General features: G+C 68.1%; 17 protein-coding genes, 3 rRNA genes and 1 riboswitch. Of the genes, 6 read left to right on the top strand and 14 right to left on the bottom strand.

Going from position 1 to position 24,671, the window contains the following annotated elements:
* Positions 1-175 precede the first annotated feature (175 nt).
* The 3 genes from modB to ACE4Q9_RS28180 all read left to right on the top strand — a co-directional run bounded on the left by modB (position 176) and on the right by ACE4Q9_RS28180 (position 2,562).
* Positions 176-964: a molybdate ABC transporter permease subunit gene (modB, locus tag ACE4Q9_RS28190; protein WP_397987350.1), complete on the top strand. Its 789-nt coding sequence runs from the start codon at positions 176-178 to the stop codon at positions 962-964.
* Between the two features lie 61 nt (positions 965-1,025).
* Entirely contained in the window at positions 1,026-2,114 is a 1,089-nt protein-coding gene (locus ACE4Q9_RS28185) for an ABC transporter ATP-binding protein (RefSeq protein WP_397987026.1), read from the top strand.
* A gap of 28 nt (positions 2,115-2,142) precedes the next feature.
* Positions 2,143-2,562, top strand: coding sequence for a molybdopterin-binding protein (locus ACE4Q9_RS28180; RefSeq protein ID WP_397987025.1), 420 nt, complete (start codon positions 2,143-2,145; stop codon positions 2,560-2,562).
* Between the two features lie 68 nt (positions 2,563-2,630).
* On the opposite strand, the gene gcvP is transcribed toward ACE4Q9_RS28180, so the two are convergent.
* Positions 2,631-5,516: an aminomethyl-transferring glycine dehydrogenase gene (gcvP, locus tag ACE4Q9_RS28175; RefSeq protein ID WP_397987024.1), complete on the bottom strand. Its 2,886-nt coding sequence runs from the start codon at positions 5,514-5,516 to the stop codon at positions 2,631-2,633.
* 172 nt (positions 5,517-5,688) lie between these two features.
* A riboswitch (glycine riboswitch) is annotated at positions 5,689-5,784 on the bottom strand.
* Positions 5,785-5,903: 119 nt separating this feature from the next.
* On the opposite strand from gcvP, the gene ACE4Q9_RS28170 reads away from it, so the two are divergent.
* Complete coding sequence (locus ACE4Q9_RS28170) at positions 5,904-6,272, top strand: PRC-barrel domain-containing protein (RefSeq protein ID WP_397987023.1); 369 nt, start codon at positions 5,904-5,906, stop codon at positions 6,270-6,272.
* Between the two features lie 11 nt (positions 6,273-6,283).
* Here ACE4Q9_RS28170 and ACE4Q9_RS28165 read toward each other — a convergent pair whose 3' ends face one another.
* The 13 genes from ACE4Q9_RS28165 to ACE4Q9_RS28105 form a co-directional block, all read right to left on the bottom strand.
* A complete protein-coding gene (locus ACE4Q9_RS28165; RefSeq protein ID WP_397987022.1) occupies positions 6,284-7,654 on the bottom strand; it encodes a DNA polymerase IV in 1,371 nt (456 codons plus the stop codon).
* A 70-nt stretch (positions 7,655-7,724) separates the two neighbouring features.
* The gene (locus tag ACE4Q9_RS28160; RefSeq protein ID WP_397987021.1) at positions 7,725-8,369 is read right to left on the bottom strand and encodes a MerR family transcriptional regulator; all 645 of its coding nucleotides are present in this window, start codon (positions 8,367-8,369) and stop codon (positions 7,725-7,727) included.
* Between the two features lie 286 nt (positions 8,370-8,655).
* A complete protein-coding gene (locus ACE4Q9_RS28155) occupies positions 8,656-9,129 on the bottom strand; it encodes a bifunctional nuclease family protein (RefSeq protein ID WP_026253112.1) in 474 nt (157 codons plus the stop codon).
* 85 nt (positions 9,130-9,214) lie between these two features.
* Positions 9,215-9,952, bottom strand: a complete 738-nt coding sequence (locus ACE4Q9_RS28150) for a MerR family transcriptional regulator (RefSeq protein ID WP_397987020.1) — start codon at positions 9,950-9,952, stop codon at positions 9,215-9,217.
* Between the two features lie 42 nt (positions 9,953-9,994).
* Complete coding sequence (locus tag ACE4Q9_RS28145; protein ID WP_397987019.1) at positions 9,995-10,825, bottom strand: FHA domain-containing protein; 831 nt, start codon at positions 10,823-10,825, stop codon at positions 9,995-9,997.
* Between the two features lie 190 nt (positions 10,826-11,015).
* The gene (locus ACE4Q9_RS28140) at positions 11,016-11,912 is read right to left on the bottom strand and encodes a DUF881 domain-containing protein (protein ID WP_397987018.1); all 897 of its coding nucleotides are present in this window, start codon (positions 11,910-11,912) and stop codon (positions 11,016-11,018) included.
* A gap of 4 nt (positions 11,913-11,916) precedes the next feature.
* Complete coding sequence (locus tag ACE4Q9_RS28135) at positions 11,917-12,249, bottom strand: small basic family protein (protein WP_030794354.1); 333 nt, start codon at positions 12,247-12,249, stop codon at positions 11,917-11,919.
* Positions 12,246-13,214: a DUF881 domain-containing protein gene (locus tag ACE4Q9_RS28130; protein ID WP_397987017.1), complete on the bottom strand. Its 969-nt coding sequence runs from the start codon at positions 13,212-13,214 to the stop codon at positions 12,246-12,248. Before ACE4Q9_RS28130 ends, ACE4Q9_RS28135 begins: the two co-directional genes overlap by 4 nt.
* Before the next feature lie 145 nt (positions 13,215-13,359).
* Complete coding sequence (locus ACE4Q9_RS28125; protein WP_397987016.1) at positions 13,360-15,855, bottom strand: sugar phosphate nucleotidyltransferase; 2,496 nt, start codon at positions 15,853-15,855, stop codon at positions 13,360-13,362.
* A gap of 115 nt (positions 15,856-15,970) precedes the next feature.
* The gene (locus tag ACE4Q9_RS28120) at positions 15,971-16,579 is read right to left on the bottom strand and encodes a CDP-alcohol phosphatidyltransferase family protein (protein WP_397987015.1); all 609 of its coding nucleotides are present in this window, start codon (positions 16,577-16,579) and stop codon (positions 15,971-15,973) included.
* A gap of 109 nt (positions 16,580-16,688) precedes the next feature.
* A 5S ribosomal RNA gene (gene rrf, locus ACE4Q9_RS28115) occupies positions 16,689-16,805 on the bottom strand.
* A gap of 76 nt (positions 16,806-16,881) precedes the next feature.
* Positions 16,882-20,001 (bottom strand): 23S ribosomal RNA (locus ACE4Q9_RS28110).
* A gap of 281 nt (positions 20,002-20,282) precedes the next feature.
* Positions 20,283-21,807, bottom strand: a 16S ribosomal RNA gene (locus tag ACE4Q9_RS28105).
* The 16S, 23S and 5S rRNA genes sit together here, the layout of an rRNA operon.
* A gap of 525 nt (positions 21,808-22,332) precedes the next feature.
* Between ACE4Q9_RS28105 and ACE4Q9_RS28100 the strand changes: the two genes are divergently transcribed.
* Both ACE4Q9_RS28100 and ptsP read left to right on the top strand, forming a co-directional pair.
* Positions 22,333-22,782 carry a PTS glucose transporter subunit IIA gene (locus ACE4Q9_RS28100; protein WP_397987014.1) on the top strand — a complete coding sequence of 150 codons (450 nt, stop codon included), beginning with the start codon at positions 22,333-22,335 and terminating at the stop codon, positions 22,780-22,782.
* 81 nt (positions 22,783-22,863) lie between these two features.
* On the top strand, positions 22,864-24,534 hold the full coding sequence (gene ptsP / locus ACE4Q9_RS28095) for a phosphoenolpyruvate--protein phosphotransferase (protein ID WP_397987013.1): 1,671 nt from the start codon (positions 22,864-22,866) through the stop codon (positions 24,532-24,534).
* The last annotated feature ends 137 nt before the right edge of the window (positions 24,535-24,671 follow it).

The following is a 24,671-nucleotide window of genomic DNA, read 5'->3' as shown; positions in this document are numbered from 1 at the left end:
CGGCGCCGCGACCGGTCCCCGCACGGACCGGCCGCGGCGCCGCCGTGTCGGCGGGGCCGCGGAGGGGTGTACGACGGGGGGTACGACGACCCGCCGCCCCGGCACGACCCGTCACACCGGCACCAACCGCCAGCCCGGCACGACCCGCCACCCCGGCACGCCCCGCCGCCCCGGCATGAGCGGCCGCCGCGGTGTCCCGCTGCCCCTCCTGCTGCCCGGCGTCCTGGCCCTCGCCTTCCTCCTGCTGCCCCTGCTCGCGCTGCTCGTCCGCGCCCCCTGGCGGAGCCTGCCGCACCAGCTGACCAGCGCCGAGGTGTGGCAGGCGCTCCAGTTGTCGCTGGTCAGCGCCACCCTGGCGACCGCCGTCAGCGTCGTCCTCGGCGTGCCGCTGGCCTGGCTGCTGGCCCGCACGGACTTCCCTGGCCGCGGTCTGCTGCGCGCCCTGGTGACGCTGCCGCTGGTGCTGCCGCCGGTCGTCGGCGGTGTCGCCCTGCTGCTGGCGCTGGGCCGCAACGGCGTCATCGGAAAGTGGCTCGACGCCTGGTTCGGGATCACGCTGCCGTTCACCACCACCGGGGTCGTGCTCGCGGAGGCGTTCGTCGCGATGCCGTTCCTGGTCATCAGCGTGGAGGGCACCCTGCGCGCCGCCGACCCGCGTTTCGAGGAGGCGGCCACCACGCTCGGCGCCTCCCGCTTCACCGCGTTCCGCCGGGTCACGCTGCCGCTGATCGCGCCCGGTGTCGCGGCGGGCGCCGTGCTGGCCTGGGCGCGGGCGCTCGGCGAGTTCGGCGCGACGATCACCTTCGCGGGCAACTTCCCCGGCCGTACCCAGACCATGCCCCTCGCGGTCTACCTCGCCCTCCAGAACGACCCTCAGGCCGCGATCTCGCTGAGCCTGGTCCTGCTGGCCGTCTCCATCGCGGTGCTGGCGGGGCTGCGCGACCGATGGCTGACAGGGGTGTGACATGACGGGAGGATGGCGGACGACACCCACCGAGCAGCCCCGGCCGAAGGACCCCGTACGCATGACCGACGCACCGGACCTCGACGCATCGGACCCGCGGAGCGCGGACCGGCAGGGGCTCGACGCCCGGCTCGTGGTGGACCGGCGCGGCTTCCGGCTGGACGTATCGCTGCGGGCGGCGCCCGGTGACGTGGTCGCGCTGCTGGGTCCCAACGGCGCGGGCAAGACCACCGCGCTGCGCGCCCTCGCCGGTCTGGTGCCGCTCGGCGACGGCCATCTGCGCCTGGACGGCGTCCCGTTGGAGCGCGTCCCGCCGGAGTCCCGCCCGGTCGGCGTCGTCTTCCAGGACTACCTCCTCTTCCCGCACCTGTCCGCACTGGACAACGTGGCGTTCGGGCCGCGCTGCCAGGGGCAGGGCAAGGCGGAGGCCCGTGCGCTGGCCGCGGCCTGGCTGGAGCGCATGGGGCTCGCCGAGCACGCGGGCGCCAAGCCGCGTCGGCTGTCCGGCGGCCAGGCCCAGCGCGTCGCCCTCGCCCGCGCCCTGGCCACCCGGCCCCGGCTGCTGCTGCTCGACGAGCCGCTGGCCGCGCTGGACGCCCGTACCCGGCTGGAGGTGCGGGCCCAACTCCGCCGCCACCTGGCGGAGTTCGAGGCGGTCGCGGTGCTCGTGACGCACGACCCGCTGGACGCCATGGTGCTCGCGGACCGCCTGGTGGTGGTGGAGCACGGCCGGATCGTCCAGGAGGGCGCCCCCGCCGACATCGCCCGCCGCCCGCGCACGGACTACATCGCCCAGCTCGTCGGCCTCAACCTCTACCGGGGCGAGGCCACGGGCCACACCGTACGACTGGACGCGGGGCCCTCGATCACCACGACCGAGGAGCTGTCCGGACCGGCCTTCGTGGCCTTCCCGCCCTCGGCCGTGACCCTCTTCAGGGAGCGGCCCGCAGGGGCCAGCGCCCGCAATCTGTGGCGGTGCGAGGTGGCCGGGCTGGAGACGCACGGCGACCAGATCCGCGCCGAGCTCACCGGTGAGCTCCCGCTCGCCGCCGATCTCACCACGGTCTCCGCCGCCGAGCTGGAACTCCAGCCCGGTGCACCGGTCTGGGCGACAGTCAAAGCGACCCAGACCCATGCATACCCCGCCTGAGTCGGCGGGCACTCTACGGTGGGTGCTCATGACCCTGAGCATCCGCAATCAGCTCTCCGGCACCGTCACGGCGGTCCGTCCGGGCGAGGCCATGGCCACCGTCGAGGTCCGGCTGGAGGGCGGCCAGCACCTCACCGCGGCCATCACCCTGGCCGCCGCCGAAGATCTGGCCCTCTCCCCCGGCACCCCGGTGCGCGCCCTGGTGAAGGCGACCGAGGTCTCCGTGGCCACGCGTCAGGTGGAGGGCCTGTCGATCCGCAACCAGTTGCCCGGCACGGTGGTCGGCCTGACCACCGGTGCCGTCATGGCGGCCGTGCGGATCTCGGTGCCGGGCGGCGAGCTGACCGCCGCCATCACCAGGGAGGCGGCCGTTCAGCTGGGTCTGTTCGTGGGCTCCGACGTGGTGGCCCTGATCAAGGCGACCGAGGTGTCGCTGGCCACCGGCTGACCGGCGGACGGTACGGGCAGGGCCCCGCCCGGCGATCCGGACGGGGCCCTCGGGGCACGGCTGCGCGGTCAGTCCTCGTACGCGTCCAGCGGCGGGCAGGAGCAGACCAGGTTGCGGTCGCCGAAGGCCTGGTCGATGCGGCGCACCGGCGGCCAGTACTTGTCGGCCACCGAGACCCCGGCGGGGAAGACGGCCTCCTCGCGGCTGTAGGCGTGCGTCCACTCGCCGCCGAGCGCGGCGGCGGTGTGCGGGGCGTTGTGCAGCGGGTTGTCCTCGGCGGGCCACACGCCGGAGCCGACCTTATCGATCTCCGCGCGGATGGCGATCATCGCGTCGCAGAACCGGTCCAGCTCGGTGATGTCCTCCGACTCGGTCGGCTCGATCATCAGCGTGCCGGCCACCGGGAACGACATGGTCGGGGCGTGGAAGCCGTAGTCGATCAGGCGCTTGGCCACGTCGTCCACGCTGACGCCGGTCGCCTTGGTCAGCGGGCGCAGATCGATGATGCACTCGTGCGCGACCAGGCCGCCGGGGCCGGTGTAGAGCACCGGGAAGTGCGGCTCCAAGCGCTTGGCGATGTAGTTCGCGGAGAGCACGGCCACCTGGGTGGCCCGCTTGAGGCCCTCGCCGCCCATCAGCCGGACGTACGCCCAGGAGATCGGCAGGATGCCCGCCGATCCCCACGGCGCCGCCGAGACCGGGCCGACGCCCGTCTCCGGGCCGGCCGCCGGCTGGAGCGGGTGGTTGGGCAGGTACGGCGCGAGGTGCGAGCGCACCGCGACCGGGCCGACGCCGGGGCCGCCACCGCCGTGCGGGATGCAGAAGGTCTTGTGCAGGTTCAGGTGCGAGACGTCGCCGCCGAAGTGGCCCGGCTTGGCGAGCCCGACCAGGGCGTTCAGGTTGGCGCCGTCGACGTACACCTGCCCGCCGGCCTCGTGCACCCGGGCGCAGATGTCGGCGACGTGCTCCTCGAACACGCCGTGCGTGGACGGGTAGGTGATCATCAGCACGGCCAGCTGGTCGCGGTGCTGCTCGATCTTGGCCCGCAGGTCCTCGGCGTCGATCTCGCCGTCGTCGGACGTCTTGACGACGACGACCTTCATGCCGGCCATCACGGCGCTGGCCGCGTTGGTGCCGTGCGCGGAGGACGGGATGAGGCAGACGGTGCGCTGCTCGTCGCCGTTGGCGCGGTGGTAGCCGCGCACCGCCAGCAGACCGGCCAGCTCGCCCTGGGAGCCGGCGTTCGGCTGGAGGGAGACCTTGTCGTAGCCGGTGACCTCGGCGAGGCGGTCCTCCAGCTCGTGGATGAGCGTGAGGAAGCCGGCGGCCTGCTCGGCGGGCGCGAAGGGGTGCAGCGCGCCGAACTCGGGCCAGGTGATGGGCTCCATCTCGGTGGTCGCGTTGAGCTTCATGGTGCAGGAGCCCAGCGGGATCATGCCGCGGTCGAGCGCGTAGTCGCGGTCGGACAGCTTGCGCAGGTAGCGCAGCATCGCGGTCTCGGAGCGGTGCTGGTCGAAGACCGGGTGGGCGAGGAAGTCGTCGCCGCGCAGCAGGGCCTCGGGCAGCGCGTCACCGGCGGCCGCGTCCAGCGCCTCCAGGTCGGCCTCGACGCCGAAGGCGGACCAGACGCTCTCCAGCTGGGCCCGCGTGGTGGTCTCGTCGCAGGCGGCGGAGACGTGGTCGGCGTCGACCAGGCGCAGGTTGACGCCCTTGTCACGGGCGGCGGCGACGATCCCGGCGGCCTCGCCGGGCACCCGCGCGGTGACGGTGTCGAAGAAGGCGCCGTGCGTGATCTCGACGCCGCCGGCCTTCAGGCCCTCGGCGAGGAGCGTCGCGTAGCGGTGGGTGCGCCGGGCGATGGTCTTCAGGCCCTCGGGGCCGTGGTAGACGGCGTACATGCCGGCCATGACGGCGAGCAGCACCTGCGCGGTGCAGATGTTGCTGGTGGCCTTCTCGCGGCGGATGTGCTGCTCGCGGGTCTGGAGGGCCAGCCGGTAGGCCTTGTTGCCGTCGGCGTCGACGGACACGCCGACCAGGCGGCCGGGCAGGCTGCGGGCGAACTTCTCGTGCACCGCCATGTAGCCGGCGTGCGGGCCGCCGAAGCCCATCGGGACGCCGAAGCGCTGGGTGGTGCCGATCGCGATGTCGGCGCCCAGCTCGCCCGGCGAGGTCAGCAGGGTGAGGGCGAGCAGGTCGGCGGCGACGGTGACGAGGGCGCCCAGCTCGTGCGCCTGCTCGATCACCGGCTTGATGTCGCGTACGGCACCGGAGGCGCCGGGGTACTGGACGAGCACGCCGTTGATGTCACGGGCGGCGATGTCGGCCGGGATGCCCGCGCTCAGGTCGGCGACGACGACCTCGACGCCGGTCGGCTCGGCGCGGGTCTGGATGACGGCGATGGTCTGCGGCAGGGCGTCCGCGTCGATCAGGAAGAGGCCCTTCTTGTTCTTGCCCATGCGCCGGGACAGGGCCATCGCCTCGGCGGCGGCGGTGCCCTCGTCCAGCAAGGAGGCGCCGGAGGTGGGCAGACCGGTGAGGTCGGCGACCATGGTCTGGAAGTTCAGCAGGGCCTCCAGGCGGCCCTGGGAGATCTCCGGCTGGTAGGGCGTGTACGCCGTGTACCAGGCCGGGTTCTCCAGGACGTTGCGCAGGATGACCGGCGGCGTGAAGGTGCCGTAGTACCCCAGGCCGATCATGGAGCCGAGGACCTGGTTGCGGTCGGCGAGCGCGCGCAGCTCGGCCAGTACCTCGGCCTCGGTGCGGGCGCCCGGCAGGTCGAGGGCGTCGGCGTTCTTGATCACATCCGGGACCGCGGCGGCGGTCAGCTCGTCCAGGGAGCCGTAGCCGACCTGTGCGAGCATCTTGGCCCGCGCCTCCTGGTCGGGCCCGATGTGGCGCTGTTCGAAGGGGATGCCCGCTTCGAGCTCGGAGAGCGGAATGCGATGGGCGGTCATTGCGGAGGCCTCCTGGTCTGACGACCTTCGAAGGGCACCACGGCGCGGGTGCCCGGACGGCCTCCCCCTCTGTCATCTCAACCTGAGAGCTTCACCAGGCACCTCGCGGCGCCGGCTTTCACCGTCGGTGAGAGCGGAAGCCGTCGACACCCGCCCTGCTTTCCAGAGTGACCTCGTCCGTGCGGTACGTGAGCCTGAGAGATTCCGGGGAGGATTTGCTCCTTCGGCGCCTCCGAGGTGGGTCGGAGGACTCTCCCGCACGGGGTCAGCAGCCGTAATCAGCCTACCAGCGAGGTCAACAGCCGGATTCTCAAGTGGCCGCCGCAGTGAATGTGCTCTTTCGTAGTGCTTACGGATGAGTTGCGACCAATTGGAGGGAGAGGGACCGTGCAGAGCGACATCGATCCTCGCAACCTGATCGGCCGCAAGGCGTTCGACCGCAGTGGCACCAAGATCGGCACCATTGACGAGGTGTACCTGGACGACGCCACCGGCGTCCCCGAGTGGGCGGCCATACGCACCGGCCTGTTCTCCCGCGACGCCTTCGTCCCCCTGGAGCCCAGCGAACTCGTCGAGGGCACTCTCCATGTCCCCTTCGACCGCTCCCTGATCAAGGACGCCCCCGACTTCGGCGTCGGCCGCCACCTCTCCCCCGAACAGGAACTCCAGCTCTACCACCACTACGGCCTCGACGTGACCCCGGACCCCACCCCGGACCACACCTTCGGCAAGCTGGCGGGTTCGGAGGAGACGTAGCGGGCCCGTGATCACGGCGTGGCCGGAAGGCCGGGGGTGGGTGAGGGGGCGGGGGCCGTCGGGACCAGGGGCAGTGGGTCCGCGGGCTCCAGTGCGGGGTCCGTGACGAGGAACGTCCGTATCCGTCCCGGCGGAGACTGCGGGGTCTCGAAGCGCACCGTCACCCGGCCCACCCCGCTCCCCTGCACCCATCCGTGTCCGTGCTCGGCGTGCCGTACGTCCTGGCCGGCCCGCCAGTGCGGCAGGACCGGCTCGCGGGGGACGGCGACCGGCTCGGCCGCGGCCTCTTCCGGCGCCGGCTCCGCCCGCGAGGACGCCTGGGCGAACAGGTCCTCCTGGGTGTAGTCGGCGAGTCCGGAGACGCCGACGCCGAGCAGGCGCACCCCGCCCGTCGTGTCCACGGAGTCCAGCAACCGCTCGGCGGCCTCCCGCACCACCGCCGGATCGTCCGTGGGCCCGCGCAGCGTCTCGGAGCGGGTCAGCGTCGAGAAGTCGTACCGCCGCACCTTCAGTACGATCGTCCGCCCGGACAGTCCCGCCTCGCGCAGCCGCCGCACGCACCGGTCCGCCAGCCGCCGCACCTCGAGGCCGATGCGCGGCCGGTCGTGGATGTCCACGTCGTACGTGTCCTCGACCGACACGGACTTGGCCTCCCGCTCGGCCACCACCGGCCGCTCGTCGTGCGCCAGCGCCATGGCGTACAGCGCCCCTCCTTGGGCCTTGCCGAGCAGGCGTACGAGTTCGTCCTCGCCCGCCTCGGCCAGTTCCCCGACCGTGGTGATCCCGGCGCGCCGCAGATGGTCGCCGGTGGCCGGCCCCACCCCCGGCAGGGTCCGCACCGGCAGCGGGCCCAGCAGCGCCCGCTCGGTGCCCGGCTCGATGAGCACCAGGCCGTCCGGCTTGGCCCGCTCGGACGCGATCTTCGCGAGCATCTTGGACGCGGCGAGCCCCACCGACCCGGTGAGCCCGGTGACGGCACGGATGTCCGCACGCAGCCGCGCTCCCGTGCGCCGCGCCGACTCCGCGTCCGTCGCCGCGCCCGAGGCCGCGAGGTCCACGAACGCCTCGTCCAGGCTCAGCGGTTCCACCAGCGGCGACAGCGCCCGCAGCAGCGTCATCACCTGCTCGCTGACCGACCGGTACAGACTGAAGCGCGGCACCAGATACGCCGCGTGGGGCGCGAGCCGCCGGGCCTGGGCCATGGGCATCGCCGAGTGCACCCCGAAGGCCCGCGCCTCGTACGACGCCGTGGCCACCACCCCGCGCGGTCCGAGCCCGCCCACCACGACCGCTTTCCCGCGCAGGCTCGGCTTGGATGCCTGCTCCACCGAGGCGTAGAAGGCATCCATGTCGAGATGCAGGATCGTGGGCGCGTTTCTCACATCTCCGATGCTGCACCACGGCACTGACAATCCGCGGGCGCCCGGCGGCCCATCGGTTCGGCCGCCGGTTTCAGACCGCCCGGTTGCGGCGGCGCGCCAGTTCGTCCGCCGGGTTGTGCCCGACCAGCGTCTCGCCGGTGTCGACGCGCTCGCCGTGCAGCTGGGACAGCGCGTTCTCCACGTCCCGCCACACCACGCCGACCGCGATCCCGAAGATGCCCTGGCCCCCTTGGAGGAGCGCGTGCACCTCGTCCGGCGAGGTGCACTCGTAGACGGTCGCGCCGTCGCTCATGAGCGTCATGCGCTCCAGGTCGCAGAAACCACGTTCCCGGAGGTGCTGCACGGCGGAACGGATGTTCTGGAGCGAGACCCCGGTGTCCAGGAACCGCTTGACGATCTTCAGGACGACGACGTCCCGGAAGCTGTACAGCCGCTGGGTCCCCGACCCGTACGCGGGCCGCACACTCGGCTCGACCAGGCCCGTGCGCGCCCAGTAGTCGAGCTGTCGATACGTGATGCCGGCCGCCGCACAGGCCGTGGGCCCCCGGTAGCCGATCTCCTCGGACGTCATGGACGCCGCCCCTTCGCCGTCCGGCACCGCCGTCGGCCGTTGCGGAGCGTGATCCACCGCGCTGCTGTGAACCGGGTACGGACCGCTCTCCCCGAAACCGCGCACGGGAGCACCCCCAGCCGTACCGTCGCCGCTGGTTCTCACGCCGACCTCCGTCCTCGACCTGCCTTCTCGACGGTAGGCAGTCACCAAGGGTGCGTCAACGATCGCCACACTCGGCACGCCGAGTGATAATCACCCAAGGAGTGGTTTCCCGTGTCCCACCGCGGGGAAAGGCTAGCCGAATGCCCTCGCGGGAACCCGTAGGACGCTCTCAATCGCCGGTGGCAATTGCCGCGGGAACCGGCCGCGCCGGATGGCGGACCGTCCCCCGAATGCCCCGGCCGCGCAGGCCAGGGCACCTACGCGCCACTCGGACGCGCCGACGGCCTCACTGGCTGCTGGTGCCGAAGTCCTCGGGCGAGATCTGGTCGAGGAACTCGCGGAACTTCTCCACCTCGTCCTCCTGCTCGTCCGGGATAGCGATCCCCGCGTCGTCCAGCACCGTGTCGCTGCCGTAGATCGGCGTACCGGTGCGCAGGGCGAGCGCTATGGCGTCGGACGGACGGGCGCTGACCTCGACCCCGCTGGCGAAGACCAGCTCCGCGTAGAAGACGCCTTCCCGCAGGTCGGTGATGCGTACTTCGGTCAGCTCCTGGCCGACGGCCTCCAGCACGTCCTTGAACAGGTCGTGGGTCAGCGGTCTGGCCGGGGCCATGCCCTGCTGGGCGAAGGCGATCGCCGTCGCCTCCCCCGGCCCGATCCAGATGGGGAGGTAACGGTCGCCTCCCACTTCGCGCAGGAGCACGATCGGTTGGTTGGAGGGCATTTCGACCCGGACACCTACGACATCGAGCTCGTTCACACAGCAACCCTAGGCCGTGCCCCGGACGTTTGGGTAGTCGGGGCCGGGAGCGCTGCTCAACCGGTCCCCGGCGGGCCACCCCGGATCAGGGAAGACGCACCCCGAGGGCGGTCTTCACGAGGGCCGCGTGCAGTTTCATGGTGAGCGCCGCCAGCTCCTTCGTCCGGGCCTCGGCGAGCGCTCTGGTCTGCGGGTTGCGGTGGCGTTTGAGCGGGGCCACCACCTGCTCCACCAGGCCGGCCTCCCGGTCGGCGGCCGCCTTCATCACCCGCAGGTGGCGGGGCTCGATCCCGAAGCGCCCCAGTTCGGCGACGAGGGAGGCGACGGTGACCGCCTCCACGTCGTACGTACCGTCCGCCAGCGGCACCAGGAGGCCGTACGACTCCCACTCCGCCAGCTCGGCCTCCCCGATGTCCGCGGCGGCCAGCAGCTCGGACCGGCCCACCCTGGCCACGGTGGGCCCCTCCTGCACCTCCAGGACGTCGTCCCCGGTGCGCTGGCGCCCGACCACGGGCAGTGGGACGGCCTCGCCCCGCTCCATGGCGTCCAGATGCTCACGGATCACCTTGAGCGGCAGATAGTGGTCCCGCTGCATTCTCAGGACGTGACCCAGGCGCTCAAGGTCACCGGGGCTGAACTTGCGGTACCCCGAAGGGGTCCGCTGCGGCTCGATGAGCCCCTCGGCCTCCAGGAAACGGATCTTGGAGATGGTGACTTCGGGGAACTCCTCGCGCAGCGCGTTCAGCACCGCGCCGATGCTCAGCAACCCGCTGTCCCTGGCGGCGGTGCCGCTTCTGGCACCGCCGCTCGGTGTGTGAGGCATGGACCTTCCCTGGGTTACCCCCGGAACGTGTCCGGGGGCGGGTCAGAAGCCCTGCCGGCTCGGGTAGAACACCAGCCGGTACTTGCCGATCTGCACCTCGTCACCGCTGTGCAGGGCGACCTGGTCGATCGGCTCGCGGTTGACGTACGTGCCGTTCAGGCTGCCGACGTCGGCGACGGTGAACGAACCGTCCGGCGAGCGGCGGAACTCCACATGGCGGCGCGAGACGGTCACGTCGTCCAGGAAGATGTCGCTCTGCGGATGACGGCCCGCCGTGGTCAGGTCGCCGTCGAGCAGGAAGCGGCTGCCCGAGTTCGGGCCCCGGCGCACCACCAGCAGGGCCGAGCCCGCCGGCAGCGCCTCCACCGCGGCCTGCGCCTCCGGCGACAGCGACGGGATCGGCGTCTGGCCGGTCGCCTCCGCGTCGTAGGCCTCGAGTCCGGAGATCGAGATCGTGGACGTCGTCTCGGACGCGCGCTCGGGCACGGCTCCGGGACGCAGCGGCGCACCGCAGTTGGAACAGAAGCGGGCGTTCTCCGCGTTGCGGTTACCGCACCTCGTACACACCAGGACCGACATGGACGGATCCTCCTGCCGCGGCTGCCCCGCCGGGGCGTTGGACGCGTACGGGCCGGGACCAAAGTCTCCACCCGTACTTGAGGTTGACGGTTGCCCGAAACCTATGCCGCCGGAGTGGGCAGGGTCAACTGACGGCGCGCCCTGGCCTCCCGAAATGTCACCGCCCGGACCAGCCACCTGGTCCCGGAACAGCGGCCGCTGACCCTGTGCGTCAGGCTGTGCGCGATGACGAGCGGTCGCGTTGTCGCCGCCCTCTCGCGCGCTCTTGCCGAACCACTTCGCAAACAACTTCACGGGCGATTCCCCTTGACCGAAACAGACCCGCCCGTGGGGCAGGACGAACCCTGATTGCCGACACCGGCCGACCCGGACACCCTCACAACGTCCGCGCCCACCAGACAGTTTCCACCACGCGCCACCTCGTCGGTGCGCCGACCCCCCGCAACCTCATGCCCCTGCCGGACCGCCGCCATGCACCGCCGGTTCACCGGGAGGACGACCGAGCGTAGTCAGGCTGCTTCGCCTGTCGCAAGGCGTCCACGACGATCTTGCCCGACTGTGCGACGGAGACCTTGGCCTGCTCCTTCTCCAGAGTCTGCACCACGCCTCCCGGAATGTTCAGCGCCGGCTCGAGATCCTGCGGTTTGCCGATGACCTTGAAACGATAAGGGGCGTTGATCTTGTTCCCGTCCACGCTCACGCTCTTGCCCGCGTCCGCGAAGTAGGTGTTGGCCACCACGCGCACGCCGTTGACCTGGATCGCCTCCGCGCCGGCCGCGCGCAGCTCCTGGATCGTGTCGAGCAGCATGTCCGACTGGACCGTCCCCTTCGTGTCCTCGATCGTCATGGTGATGCCGGGACCCTGGGCCGCCACGGTGCCCGCCAGGATGCCGAGTTGCCGTTCCTTCTCGGCGGTCTGCCTGCGTGCCTCCGCGGCCCGGTCGGAGCTGCTCTGGAGCTCCGACCGCTGCTTTTCGAGTCCCTGCTTCTCGTCCTCAAGACGCTGAGTACGCGAGTCCAGTTCATCCAGGATGCGAACAAGATCTTCCTGACGTGCGCCGCGCAGCGCGCTGTCGGTGTCGCTGTTGGACGCCACCTGGACGGCCAGACCGAAGCCGAGCCCGAACAGGAGAACGGCGACGATGAGTTGGGGCCGGGTCAGGCGCGGCGGCCACAGCCCCTTGACGAGCCGCTGACGGCCGGTCAGCGACGCGTCGGGGCGTGGCACGGGCCGCTGACCGGCACCGGGCACCGCGGCGGGCACCTCGGCGGGCAGCTCCTTGCGCAGCCGGTTCTCCGGCCGGGCGGCGTGCTCACCGTGCGCGTGGCCGTGGTGCGTGTGGCCGTGCTGCTCGTCGTCGGGGTGCTGGTTGTCGCTCATCGCCTCAAGCCCGGAAGATGTGCCGCCGGATCGCCGCGGCGTTGGAGAAGATGCGGATACCGAGGACGACCACGACGCCCGTGGACAGCTGCGCGCCCACGCCCAACTTGTCGCCCAGGAACACGATCAGGGCCGCCACGACCACGTTCGACAGGAAGGACACCACGAAGACCTTGTCGTCGAAAATGCCGTCCAGCATGGCCCGCAGACCACCGAAGACGGCGTCCAGCGCCGCCACGACGGCGATCGGCAGATAAGGCTCCACGACCGCCGGAACCTCGGGCCGGACCAACAGGCCGGCCACGACTCCCACGACGAGGCCCAGTACGGCGATCACGATGTGCCCTTCTCCGTCTTCTCGTTGTTCTCGGTGTGCTTGGCGTTCTTGCTGTTCTCGGTGTTCTTGGCGTCGGCCGTCTCGGGAACCGGCTGCGCCGTGCGTACGATCACACTCGGCGCGGCGGGCAACCGGACGTCGTGCTCGGTGGAGATGGTGGCGCGGATGCCGTAGTTCTGCTCCAGGGCGTGCAGATACAGTCCGTCGCCACTGTTCTGGAAGTCGCTGCTCAGCCGGGGCCCGTCCCCCACGGCCAGCACGGTGTACGGCGGTACGAGTGGCCTGTTGTCGACCAGGATCGCGTCTCCGGCGGCCCTGATCGCCGACAGGGCGGTCAGCCGCTGCCCGTTGACGGAGACGGCCTCGGCGCCGGACGCCCACAGCCCGTTGACCACGCGCTGGAGATCACGGTCGCGCACCCTGCCGGTGTCGGAGAATCCGGCGGTCTCCCGCGGGTTGGTGCCGTCGCCGCCGGTGCTGGCCTCCTTGGCGTCGTTCACCACGAGTTTGACGCCCGGACCGTGTACCTCGGTGGCGCCCGAGAGCATGCTCACCAGGTCGGCCTGGGCACTGCCGCCGCTCGACCGCAGCGCCGCCCGCTGGCGCGCGCTGACATCGTCACGCAGCTTGTCGACGCCGCCCTGGAGCTGGTCCGCGTCGGCGGTCTCCTTGTCGACGCGGTCGATCAGTTCCTGGCGCTCCTTGGCCACCACGGGGGCCGCCACCCGTGCCTGTGCCGCCCCGACGGTCACGACCAGCGCGGCGAGGACGAGGCCGCCCGCGAGGCCGAGCTTCGCCCTGAGGGTCTTCGGCAGGCCGCCCTCGCCCCAGGACTTCTTCCGGGCGGCGGCCTCGGCGTACCCGTCGTCGAGGCTGTGGTCCATGACGTTGGTGATCAACGACATGGAGGCGTCCGGGCGGCGCGGCCGCGCGGCGCTGCTCCGATCGGGGGGTTGCTGCGGCATGCCGCACATCGTCGCATGTCGCGCCCGATACTCCGAATGGCCCCACCGACGTGCCGGACAGGTCCCCTCGGGGGAGACCTGTCCGGCACGCGCGCGTGGGCGGTTCCGCGGACCCGCCCCGTCGCGCGGGCCGCGGCCGTGCGGCTTACCGGCCGGCGCTGTCCACGACCCCGGACCACTCGTCCAGCAGGGCCTGCGCGGAGGCGTCGTCCGGGCCCTCGGCCCACAGATGGGTGACCGCCTCGGCCGGGTCGGGCAGCACCATCACCCAGCGCCCGTCGGCCTCCACGACCCGCACCCCGTCGGTGGTGTCGACCGAGCGGTCCCCGGCCGCCTCGACCACCCGGCGCATCACGAGCCCCTTGACGGCCCACGGCGTCGCCAGGTCTCGCTTGAGGACGTGCGCCCGCGGGATCCGCGCGTCGATCTGGCTCAGCGTGAGCTGGGTGCGCGCCACGAGCCCGATCAGCCGGACGAACGCGGCCGTACCGTCGAACACGCTGCCGAACTCGGGGACGATGAACCCGCCCTTGCCGTCGCCGCCGAAGATCGTGCCTTCCGCACCACCCACACGAGTGAGGTCGTCGGGCGAGGTCGTCGTCCACTCGACCTGGGTGCCGTGGTAGGCGGCCACCTGTTCGGCGATGCGGGTCGTGGTGACGGGCAGTGCCACCCGGCCACTGCGCCGCTCCGCGGCCACCAGGTCCAGCATCACCAGCAGCGCCCGGTCGTCCTCGATGATCCGGCCCTTCTCGTCCACGAGCGACAGCCGCTCGCCGACGGGGTCGAAGCGCACGCCGAACGCGGCGCCCGAGGACGCGACGATCTCGCCGAGGCGCACCAGACCGCTGCGCCGCATCTCGGCGGTCTCGGTGGGCCTGGACTCGTCCAGACCCGGGTTGATGGTCAGCGAGTCCACTCCGAGCTTGCCCAGCAGGCTGGGCAGCACCAGGCCCGCGCTGCCGTTGGAGGCGTCCACGACGACCTTCATGCCGGACTCGGCGATCCCGCTGGTGTCGACATTGCGCAGCAGCGACCCGGTGTACGAGTCGAAGACGCTGGAGGGGAAGTACAGGTCCCCGATCTCGCCGGGGAACGCCCGCCGGTACTCCTGGCGCGCGAACACCCGGTCCAGCTTGCGCTGGCCGCCTTGGGACAGGTCGGCGCCCTGTCCGTCGAAGAACATGATGTCGACCGAGTCCGGGACGCCGGGCGTGGTACGGATCATGATGCCGCCGGCGCTGCCCCGCGCGGTCTGCTGCCGGGCCACGGGCAGCGGCACGTTCTCCAGGTCGCGTACGTCGATGGCGCTCGCCTGCAATGCCGAGATCACCGCGCGCTTGAGCGCTCGGGCGCCTCGGGAGTGGTCGCGGGCCGTGGTGACCGTGGAGCCCTTCTTGAGCGTGGTCGCGTAAGCGCCGGCGAGGCGTACGGCGAGCTCGGGTGTGATCTCCACGTTCAGGATGCCGGAGACCCCGCGGGCGCCGAAGAGGTGCGCCTGGCCCCTGGATTCCCAGATGACCGAGGTGTTGACGAAGGCGCCGGCCTCGATGGTCTTGAACGGGTAGACCCGCACATTCCCCTGCACGATCGATTCTTCGCCGATCAGGCATTCATCGCCGATGACCGCGCCGTCCTCGATCCGGGCGGCCCGCATGATGTCGGTGTTCTTGCCGACGACGCAGCCGCGCAGATTGCTGTGCTGGCCCACATAGACGTTGTCGTGGACGACCGCCTTGTGCAGGAAGGCGCCGCTCTTGACGACGACGTTCGAGCCGACGACGGAGTCCTCGCGTATCTCGGCGCCGGCCTCCACCTTGGCGTAGTCGCCGATGTAGAGCGGTCCGCGCAGGACGGCGTCGGGATGCACCTCGGCGCCCTCGGCCACCCATACGCCGGGGGAGATCTCGAATCCGTCGATGTCGACGTTGACCTTGCCTTCGAGGACGTCGGCCTGGGCCTTGACGTAGCTCTCGTGCGTGCCGACGTCCTCCCAGTAGCCCTCGGCGACGAAGCCGTAGATCGGCTTGCCCTCCTTCATCAGCTGCGGGAAGACATCGCCGGACCAGTCGACCGGAACATCGGGCTCTACGTAGTTGAAGACTTCGGGCTCCATCACGTAGATGCCCGTGTTGACGGTGTCGGAGAAGACCTGCCCCCAGGTCGGCTTCTCCAGGAAGCGCTCGACCTTGCCTTCCTCGTCCACGATGGTGATGCCGAATTCCAGGGGGTTGGGCACGCGGGTCAGGCAGACCGTGACGAGCGCGCCCTTCTCCTTGTGGAAATTGATCAGCTCCGTGAGGTCGAAGTCGGTCAGGGCGTCGCCGGAGATGACGAGGAAGGCATCGTCCTTCAATGCCTCTTCGGCGTTCTTGACGCTTCCGGCGGTACCGAGTGGCTTCTCCTCATTGGCGTAGGTGAGCTCCATACCGAGTTCTTCGCCGTCACCGAAGTAGTTCTTGACGAGCGAGGCAAGGAACTGCACGGTGACGACGGTCTCGGTGAGCCCGTGCCTTTTGAGCAGCCGTAGCACATGCTCCATGATCGGGCGGTTCACCACCGGCAGGAGCGGCTTGGGCATGCTTGAGGTCATAGGGCGAAGGCGGGTGCCTTCGCCTCCGGCCATCACGACGGCCTTCATGTCGGAAGCGTCCTCCTCTGAGAGACGACGGTCTTAGCCGACTTCACCCGTCCAGATTGTCCCGCACTTTTCTGCCGCGGGCCATCGAGGCGTTACGTCAGGACAATCGCCGAGCTCAATCGGCCATGGCATCCGCGCGAACCAATCGGCGGACTTGTACCACGTAGAGCACTCCTGCCCACCAATAGAGCGTTGTACCCCATCCGGCGAACGCCCATCCGAAAACAGCGGCCAGTGACGCGATCCAACCGTGGCCGTCGCTGAGGAGCAGGAGCGGGAAGGCGTACATGAGGTTGAACGTGGCTGCCTTCCCGAGGAAGTTGACCTGGGGCGGCGGGTAGCCGTGCCGGCGGAGGATGCCCACCATCACCAGGAGCATCAGCTCCCGCGCGAGCAGCAGGCCGGTCAGCCAGAGGGGCAGGATCTCCCGCCAGGTGAGGCCGACCAGCGTGGAGAGCACGTAGAGCCGGTCGGCGGCCGGGTCGAGGAGCCGGCCCAGGCTGCTGATCTGGTTCCAGCGCCGGGCGAGCTTGCCGTCCAGGTAGTCGCTGACTCCGCTGAAGGCCAGCACGAGCAGGGCCCATCCGTCGCTCTTGGGGCCCCCGAACTCCGGCCTGAGGATCAGCCACAGGAACAGGGGCACGCCGACGAGCCGCGCCATGCTGAGGATGTTGGGGATGGTGAGGACCCGGTCTGTCTGGACACGGGTCTCCTGGACCTCCACCCGGGGGCCTCCTGTGGGAAAACGAGCCAACGATGCTCCCTGACTTTACCCCAACGCAAAAAAGCTCCGGCTCTCGGGCTGGCGCCCAAGAACCGGAGCTGTAAAAGGAGTTCGGCGGCGTCCTACTCTCCCACAGGGTCCCCCCTGCAGTACCATCGGCGCTGAAAGGCTTAGCTTCCGGGTTCGGAATGTAACCGGGCGTTTCCCTAACGCTATAACCACCGAAACACTATGAAACTATCAACAACCGGCACTTTTGGTTGTTCGTGGTTTCAGAACCAACACAGTGGACGCGAGCAACTGAGGACAAGCCCTCGGCCTATTAGTACCGGTCACCTCCACCAGTCACCTGGCTTCCAGATCCGGCCTATCAACCCAGTCGTCTACTGGGAGCCTTACCCCATCAAGTGGGTGGGAGTCCTCATCTCGAAGCAGGCTTCCCGCTTAGATGCTTTCAGCGGTTATCCCTCCCGAACGTAGCCAACCAGCCATGCCCTTGGCAGAACAACTGGCACACCAGAGGTTCGTCCGTCCCGGTCCTCTCGTACTAGGGACAGCCCTTCTCAAGACTCCTACGCGCACAGCGGATAGGGACCGAACTGTCTCACGACGTTCTAAACCCAGCTCGCGTACCGCTTTAATGGGCGAACAGCCCAACCCTTGGGACCGACTCCAGCCCCAGGATGCGACGAGCCGACATCGAGGTGCCAAACCATCCCGTCGATATGGACTCTTGGGGAAGATCAGCCTGTTATCCCCGGGGTACCTTTTATCCGTTGAGCGACGGCGCTTCCACAAGCCACCGCCGGATCACTAGTCCCGACTTTCGTCCCTGCTCGACCCGTCGGTCTCACAGTCAAGCTCCCTTGTGCACTTACACTCAACACCTGATTACCAACCAGGCTGAGGGAACCTTTGGGCGCCTCCGTTACCCTTTAGGAGGCAACCGCCCCAGTTAAACTACCCATCAGACACTGTCCCTGATCCGGATCACGGACCCAGGTTAGACATCCAGCACGACCAGACTGGTATTTCAACGACGACTCCACCCACACTGGCGTATGAGCTTCACAGTCTCCCAGCTATCCTACACAAGCCGAACCGAACACCAATATCAAACTGTAGTAAAGGTCCCGGGGTCTTTCCGTCCTGCTGCGCGAAACGAGCATCTTTACTCGTAGTGCAATTTCACCGGGCCTATGGTTGAGACAGTCGAGAAGTCGTTACGCCATTCGTGCAGGTCGGAACTTACCCGACAAGGAATTTCGCTACCTTAGGATGGTTATAGTTACCACCGCCGTTTACTGGCGCTTAAGTTCTCAGCTTCGCCTGGACGAATCCAAGCTAACCGGTCCCCTTAACGTTCCAGCACCGGGCAGGCGTCAGTCCGTATACATCGCCTTACGGCTTCGCACGGACCTGTGTTTTTAGTAAACAGTCGCTTCTCGCTGGTCTCTGCGGCCACCCCCAGCTCAGACCGTAAAGATCGTCACCAGGTGTGGCCCCCCTTCTCCCGAAGTTACGGGGGCATTTTGCCGAGTTCCTTAACCATAGTTCACCCGAACGCCTCGGTATTCTCTACCTGACCACCTGAGTCGGTTTAGGGTACGGGCCGCCATGAAACTCGCTAGAGGCTTTTCTCGACAGCATAGGATCATCCACTTCACCACAATCGGCTCGGCATCAGGTCTCAGCCGTTATGCAAGGCGGATTTACCTACCTTGCGGCCTACACCCTTACCCCGGGACAACCACCGCCCGGGATGGACTACCTTCCTGCGTCACCCCATCACTCACCTACTAACCGCTTGGTCCGGCGGCTCCACCACTCCCCTTTGCCCGAAGGCTCCGGGGCGGCTTCACGGCCTTAGCATCACGATGCTCGATGTTTGACGCTTCACAGCGGGTACCGGAATATCAACCGGTTATCCATCGACTACGCCTGTCGGCCTCGCCTTAGGTCCCGACTTACCCTGGGCAGATCAGCTTGACCCAGGAACCCTTAGTCAATCGGCGCACACGTTTCTCACGTGTGAATCGCTACTCATGCCTGCATTCTCACTCGTCAACCGTCCACAACTACCTTCCGGTGCTGCTTCACCCGGCAGACGACGCTCCCCTACCCATCACAACACCCGTTAGGGCTATATGCTGCAATGACACGACTTCGGCGGTACGCTTGAGCCCCGCTACATTGTCGGCGCGGAATCACTAGACCAGTGAGCTATTACGCACTCTTTCAAGGGTGGCTGCTTCTAAGCCAACCTCCTGGTTGTCTGTGCGACTCCACATCCTTTCCCACTTAGCGTACGCTTAGGGGCCTTAGTCGATGCTCTGGGCTGTTTCCCTCTCGACCATGGAGCTTATCCCCCACAGTCTCACTGCCGCGCTCTCACTTACCGGCATTCGGAGTTTGGCTAAGGTCAGTAACCCGGTAGGGCCCATCGCCTATCCAGTGCTCTACCTCCGGCAAGAAACACACGACGCTGCACCTAAATGCATTTCGGGGAGAACCAGCTATCACGGAGTTTGATTGGCCTTTCACCCCTAACCACAGGTCATCCCCCAGGTTTTCAACCCTGGTGGGTTCGGTCCTCCACGAAGTCTTACCTCCGCTTCAACCTGCCCATGGCTAGATCACTCCGCTTCGGGTCTTGAGCGTGCTACTCAACCGCCCTATTCGGACTCGCTTTCGCTACGGCTTCCCCACACGGGTTAACCTCGCAACACACCGCAAACTCGCAGGCTCATTCTTCAAAAGGCACGCAGTCACGAGAATGTGCAAGCACATTCCGACGCTCCCACGGCTTGTAGGCACACGGTTTCAGGTACTATTTCACTCCCCTCCCGGGGTACTTTTCACCATTCCCTCACGGTACTATCCGCTATCGGTCACCAGGGAATATTTAGGCTTAGCGGGTGGTCCCGCCAGATTCACACGGGATTTCTCGGGCCCCGTGCTACTTGGGTGTCTCTCAAGCAAGCCGCTGACATTTCAACTACGGGGGTCTTACCCTCTACGCCGGACCTTTCGCATGTCCTTCGTCTACATCAACGGTTTATAACTCGCCCCACGGCCGGCAGACCGTAGAAGAGAGATCCCACAACCCCGCACACGCAACCCCTGCCGGGTCTCACACGCATACGGTTTGGCCTCATCCGGTTTCGCTCGCCACTACTCCCGGAATCACGGTTGTTTTCTCTTCCTGAGGGTACTGAGATGTTTCACTTCCCCTCGTTCCCTCCACTTGCCCTATGTGTTCAGGCAAGGGTGACAGCCCATGACGACTGCCGGGTTTCCCCATTCGGAAACCCCCGGATCAAAGCCTGGTTGACGACTCCCCGGGGACTATCGCGGCCTCCCACGTCCTTCATCGGTTCCTGGTGCCAAGGCATCCACCGTGCGCCCTTAAAAACTTGGCCACAGATGCTCGCGTCCACTGTGCAGTTCTCAAACAACGACCAGCCACCCATCACCCCACCAGCAGAAACTAGTGAGTGCACTGGGGCCGGCGACTGAGGAAAAGATCATTCCCTCAGACACCCAACAGCGTGCCCGACACGACCAGCCGATCAGATCAGCGTTCCACACCCCGAGGGGCAGTACTAGCGCCTGATCCATCCTGGACCGTGCCGAGTAGTCAACGTTCCACCCATGAGCAACCGTGCAAGACACTTGCTTGCAGTCGGCTATTGCTCCTTAGAAAGGAGGTGATCCAGCCGCACCTTCCGGTACGGCTACCTTGTTACGACTTCGTCCCAATCGCTGGTCCCACCTTCGACAGCTCCCTCCCACAAGGGGTTGGGCCACCGGCTTCGGGTGTTACCGACTTTCGTGACGTGACGGGCGGTGTGTACAAGGCCCGGGAACGTATTCACCGCAGCAATGCTGATCTGCGATTACTAGCGACTCCGACTTCATGGGGTCGAGTTGCAGACCCCAATCCGAACTGAGACCGGCTTTTTGAGATTCGCTCCACCTCACGGTATCGCAGCTCATTGTACCGGCCATTGTAGCACGTGTGCAGCCCAAGACATAAGGGGCATGATGACTTGACGTCGTCCCCACCTTCCTCCGAGTTGACCCCGGCGGTCTCCCGTGAGTCCCCAGCACCACAAGGGCCTGCTGGCAACACGGGACAAGGGTTGCGCTCGTTGCGGGACTTAACCCAACATCTCACGACACGAGCTGACGACAGCCATGCACCACCTGTACACCGACCACAAGGGGGGCACTATCTCTAATGCTTTCCGGTGTATGTCAAGCCTTGGTAAGGTTCTTCGCGTTGCGTCGAATTAAGCCACATGCTCCGCCGCTTGTGCGGGCCCCCGTCAATTCCTTTGAGTTTTAGCCTTGCGGCCGTACTCCCCAGGCGGGGCACTTAATGCGTTAGCTGCGGCACGGACAACGTGGAATGTTGCCCACACCTAGTGCCCACCGTTTACGGCGTGGACTACCAGGGTATCTAATCCTGTTCGCTCCCCACGCTTTCGCTCCTCAGCGTCAGTATCGGCCCAGAGATCCGCCTTCGCCACCGGTGTTCCTCCTGATATCTGCGCATTTCACCGCTACACCAGGAATTCCGATCTCCCCTACCGAACTCTAGCCTGCCCGTATCGACTGCAGACCCGGGGTTAAGCCCCGGGCTTTCACAACCGACGTGACAAGCCGCCTACGAGCTCTTTACGCCCAATAATTCCGGACAACGCTTGCGCCCTACGTATTACCGCGGCTGCTGGCACGTAGTTAGCCGGCGCTTCTTCTGCAGGTACCGTCACTCTCGCTTCTTCCCTGCTGAAAGAGGTTTACAACCCGAAGGCCGTCATCCCTCACGCGGCGTCGCTGCATCAGGCTTTCGCCCATTGTGCAATATTCCCCACTGCTGCCTCCCGTAGGAGTCTGGGCCGTGTCTCAGTCCCAGTGTGGCCGGTCGCCCTCTCAGGCCGGCTACCCGTCGTCGCCTTGGTGAGCCGTTACCTCACCAACAAGCTGATAGGCCGCGGGCTCATCCTGCACCGCCGGAGCTTTACACCGTCAAGGATGCCCAAGACGGTCATATCCGGTATTAGACCCCGTTTCCAGGGCTTGTCCCAGAGTGCAGGGCAGATTGCCCACGTGTTACTCACCCGTTCGCCACTAATCCACCCCGAAGGGCTTCATCGTTCGACTTGCATGTGTTAAGCACGCCGCCAGCGTTCGTCCTGAGCCAGGATCAAACTCTCCGTGAATGTTTACCGGTAATCCGGTGAGCACCACGAGAGCGGAACGATCGGAGGAATAGTCCGACCGTTCACAGCGTCCTCGCTGTGTTTACTTCAAAGGAACCACGTCCCGATCATGATGACCGGAGACGGGGTATCAACATATCTGGCGTTGACTTTTGGCACGCTGTTGAGTTCTCAAGGAACGGTCGCTTCCTTTGTACTCACCCTCTCGGGCTTTCCTCCGGGCTTCCCTTCGGTGTTTCAAACTCTATCAGGCTTTTTCCGTCTCTCTGACCACCGTTCCGCGAGCATGCGGAAGGAGATCCAGAGTCAGGATCCGACGAGTTTGTTTTCTGTTCGAGCGAGGACACTTTCGCGTCGCTCCGTCCCGAGCAGGAGTACGACTGTACAGGGGGCCCGGAACGGCACGCAAATCCGCCGGGTTGGTGGTCTAGACCACTAGCTGCTAGCTTTCATCCGGAACCGCCACTTCCAATGACATACCCTGCTGCTCAGGCCCGCGAGCAGCTCCACTTCTGGGAGGCTCCCATGACCACCGTGACGTCCCCTCTCGCCGGACGTGCCATCGGACTGGCCGCCGTGCCGGACCCCGTCTTCTCCGGGGCGATGGTCGGTCCCGGCACCGCGATCGACCCGGAGCGTGCGCCCTCCGAGGCCGTGTCGCCCGTGGACGGTGTGATCGTTTCCCTGCACCCGCACGCCTTCGTCGTGGTCGACGACAGCGGGCACGGCGTGCTCACCCACCTCGGCATCGACACCGTGCAGCTCAACGGCGAGGGCTTCGAGGTTCTCGTGAACAAGGGCGACACCGTGACCCGCGGTCAGGCCATCGTGCGCTGGAACCCCGCGGCGGTGGAGGAGGCCGGCAAGTCCCCGGTGTGCCCCGTCGTCGCGCTGGAGGCCACGGCCGACGCCCTCTCCGATGTCCGCGAGAGCGGCGCCGTGGCGGTCGGCGCCGACCTCTTCTCCTGGAACTGACACACGTGCCGTCATAGAGGACGGCGTACAGGACGACCACCGCGGCGGCGGGGCCCGCCGCACTATCCGGAGACGGGTGAGATGGAGACAACGCTGCGAGGCGTCGGCGTGAGCCATGGCGTGGCGATCGGCGAGGTCCGGCACATGGGCACGGCGGTGCTGGAGCCGCCGGCCAAGCAGATCCCGGCGCAGGAGGCGGGGCGCGAGCAGGGCCGCGCCCGTCAGGCGGTCGACGCCGTGGCCGCCGATCTCATGGCGCGCGGCAATCTGGCCGGTGGCGAGGCCCAGGCGGTGCTCGAGGCACAGGCCATGATGGCCCAGGACCCCGAGCTGATGGCGGACGTGGACCGGCGGATCGCCGTCGGCAGCACGGCCGAGCGCGCGGTGTACGACGCGTTCGCGGCGTACCGGGAGCTGCTGGCCGGAGCGGGCGAGTACCTGGCCGGCCGGGTGGCCGACCTCGACGACGTGCGCAACCGTATCGTCGCCCGGCTGCTGGGTGTGCCCATGCCGGGTGTTCCGGACAGCGACCACCCCTATGTACTGGTGGCGCGGGACCTGGCGCCCGCCGACACGGCGCTGCTCGACCCCTCCCTCGTGCTCGGCTTCGTGACCGAGGAGGGCGGGCCCACCAGTCACAGCGCGATCCTGGCGCGGGCGCTCGGGGTGCCGGCCGTGGTGGCGCTGCCCGGCGCGGTCGAGCTGGGCGAGGGCACGGTGGTCGCGGTGGACGGCAGCACGGGCGAGGTGTTCGTGGACCCGGACGAGGAGCGCAAGGCGCGGCTGACGGCGGCGGCCGCCGAGCGCCGGGCCGCGCTGGCCGCCTCGACCGGTCCGGGTGTGACGGCGGACGGTCACCAGGTGCCGCTGCTGGCCAATGTGGGCGGTCCGGCGGATGTGCCGGCGGCGGTGGCGGCCGGGGCCGAGGGTGTCGGTCTGTTCCGTACCGAGTTCCTGTTCCTGGACGACAGTGAGAACGCTCCTTCCGAGGAGAAGCAGATCGCGGCGTACCGGCAGGTGCTGGAGGCGTTCCCCGAGGGCCGGGTGGTCGTACGGGTGCTGGACGCGGGCGCGGACAAGCCGCTGGCGTTCCTGACCCCGGCGGACGAGCCGAACCCGGCGCTGGGCGTGCGCGGGCTGCGGACGCTGCTGGACCATCCCGAGGTGCTGCGCACCCAGCTGACGGCGCTGGCGAAGGCCGCCGAGGGGCTGCCCGTCCACCTTGAGGTGATGGCGCCCATGGTGGCGGACCGCGCGGACGCGAAGGCCTTCGCTGACGCCTGCCGTGCGGCGGGGCTGCGGGCGAAGTTCGGGGCCATGGTGGAGATCCCGTCGGCGGCGCTGCGGGCGCGGTCGATCCTCCAGGAGGTCGAGTTCCTGTCGCTGGGCACCAATGACCTCGCGCAGTACACCTTCGCGGCGGACCGGCAGGTGGGCGCGGTGTCGCGGTTGCAGGACCCGTGGCAGCCGGCGTTGCTCGACCTGGTCGCGCTGTCCGCGGAGGCGGCCCGTGCCGAGGGCAAGAGCTGTGGTGTGTGCGGTGAGGCGGCGTCCGATCCGCTGCTGGCGTGTGTGCTGACCGGTCTGGGTGTCACCTCCTTGTCCATGGGTGCGGCGTCGCTGCCGTATGTCCGGGCGACGCTGGCGAAGTTCACGCTGGCGCAGTGCGAGCGGGCCGCGGCGGCGGCGCGCGCGGCGGACAGTGCCGAAGAGGCGCGGAGCGCGGCTCAGGGAGTGCTGTCCGGCGAGTAGTCACCGGGCGGCCGGCAGCCGGGTGTGCAGGGGCGTCCCGCCTTCGGGTGGGGCGCCCCTGACGCGTCCCAGACGGGTCCCGGACGTGTCAGGGGCGCCGCCCCTTCGTCGCGTTCGTCGCGTTCCCGGTCGTCCTC

Source organism: Streptomyces sp. AM6-12 (assembly GCF_044327085.1).
Taxonomy (GTDB): Bacteria; Actinomycetota; Actinomycetes; order Streptomycetales; family Streptomycetaceae; genus Streptomyces.
Note: the sequence above shows the minus strand (reverse complement) of the source record. Positions and strands in the feature narration are given on the sequence as shown.